The 2186-nt window shown below is 36.5% G+C and carries 1 protein-coding gene; it reads right to left on the reverse strand.

Going from position 1 to position 2186, the window contains the following annotated elements; translation table 11 throughout:
- Positions 1 to 211: 211 nt before the first annotated feature.
- Positions 212 to 2050 carry a DUF2142 domain-containing protein gene (locus tag KKG99_00005; GenBank protein ID MBU1011357.1) on the reverse strand — a complete coding sequence of 613 codons (1839 nt, stop codon included), beginning with the start codon at positions 2048 to 2050 and terminating at the stop codon, positions 212 to 214.
- Between the last annotated feature and the right edge of the window lie 136 nt (positions 2051 to 2186).

Here is a 2186-nt window from a genome sequence, read left to right on the forward strand (position 1 = left end):
AACTTTTGAGAATTTCGATGAATTTGGAGAAATAGAAACACTTTATCCGCAAGGGAAACTTTCTGATGAATACCGTGATGGACATTTGGTATTTAAGAAGTTTGAAATACCTCCATTGCCATAAATTTTTTTATATTTTTTTTGTGCCACTGATAATTACAATAACCCGCCTCATTTCGAGATGGCCATTTTATAGTCAAATTGGCATGTTTCAGGGTTTCTCACAAAGGTATCTAAATATCAGATCATTATCTACCGTGGATGATTTCCCTGTTGTTCCATCCTTGATAAACAATTCACCCTTGGTATATTCGTTTGTTGGAAAAACCCCTAAAGCAAACTGTGACAAATCCTGTTTACCTGATGGTAAAATCTCAATGGTAATGGCAGTCCCCTTCATCCCGACAACATCAGGGATATCAACACTATACCAATCATTCGTAATTATATCGTTAGTGGAAAAAGTACTGGTGCTAATTAAATCTCCGTCACCGGTACGCAAGTTTAAGAGGATATTTTTATCTTTTTCATAATTTTTCATTGGCCAAATTTCGATATGTGAGATAGTTTGACAATCAATTATGATATTTTGACTTAAAGCGGATCCTTTGAATAAACCTGCAGATATGAAAGTTTCAGGCCCCCAATTCTTGTAATATGGCAGTTTGCAGGCTTGTCCTGAAAACCAAAATCCTCCACACACAACATGATAAGCCATAAACAAAGTAGCTATTACAATAATGCTGATCAATCCAAGTAGACCAAATAAAAAGCAGCGCATTTTTTTGACAGGCTTCGTGATTAGAATTGGCAATAGCAAAAGCGGCAAAAACGGAGTGAAGTATCTTCCTGATACCCCTATAATAGTGTTGGAACCAATTGGAGTATTCGCGATGTAAAAAAGCATAAAAACAACAAAAACATTCATTAATCCAATAAGGACAAAGATTGATCTTTGTCTTCGTGTTAGGGTGTTCTTGTTTTCTTCAGAGTAAAAGGCAAGGACAATGGCTATCGGATAAAAAATGTACACAGTAATTGGCAATGGCCAGTAGTTATATCCCGAGGTACCGATCATTTGGTGAAGGTAAGTGATTGAATTATTAGCTAGTGCCTGGCTTATAGACATTATGAAAATTTGTGGTTCTGTGAACAGTGACCAAAATTGAGACATGGAATCTGTTGCCATGTCCAACTGATTGACAACTACCCGCGATGCTAAATAAGTCCAACCGAGAGAAATCCCTACTCCGAGTAAACAGACAATTAATAAAATCGCAACATCCCATTTCCTCAGGAAACCTTTATTTGGTAATGCAAAGAGCAGCAACAATAAGAATATATAGTTGGGTTTTAGTGTACAAACAGCGAGGATGATGGCGCAAGTTATGATGAGCTGTTTTCGTGATATAGGCAAAGTTGAGTTTTTTATTAGGAATAGAACCCAGGCAATGAATAGAAAGCATACTCCGAATATGATCGGGTCGGGCGAAATAGAAGTAGCTGTGATAAGGCTCATGGGTGCAACTGCAACCACCCCAAGCAGCCACTTGCCATAAGGGATAATCCTTATGGCGAGAAAAACCAATATCAAATAGATGAGCAAATATGATAAACGGATTACATAATACAAAAAAACAACAGGTAAATCAAGCCGTAGTCCCAAAAAGCGCATAACAGGAGCCTGAAGGATAAACAAGGTAGGAAAATATACTGCCCGGGTTTTATAATTTTCCAGACTATCAAAATCCCGATTATTCCAATTAATTTTAACTTTTGCCTGTTCTATCCATGTAGGAACATCAACTGGCCATAAATTGACATCTTGCCTATATGAATCTGAAATAAGAGCAACAGGATAATTTCTTCCTTCGCCAAGAAATGAATTTGGTATTAAATAACCCAAAGACATTTCAAATATCCTTGCGGTATATGTTTCTTCATCATTATTTGCTCCAGTAGGCGTAATAATTATAAGAAATAGTCCTGCCATCAGGATTACAAGTGAGAAAAAGATTTCAGGCTGATTTATTTTAATTTTTTTGCCCATTTAATGTGAATCCCTCTACTTGCGATTTATTATTTTTTCATAAATCCAACATGATATTGCTGCGTGGATTTTGTGTAAATAATTTACTATGGGGGTACCATAGCGAGACGCCACTAACAATTCATCGTCATATTGT

The sequence above is a fragment of the Bacteroidota bacterium genome, from assembly GCA_018816945.1.
Classification (GTDB): Bacteria; Bacteroidota; Bacteroidia; order Bacteroidales.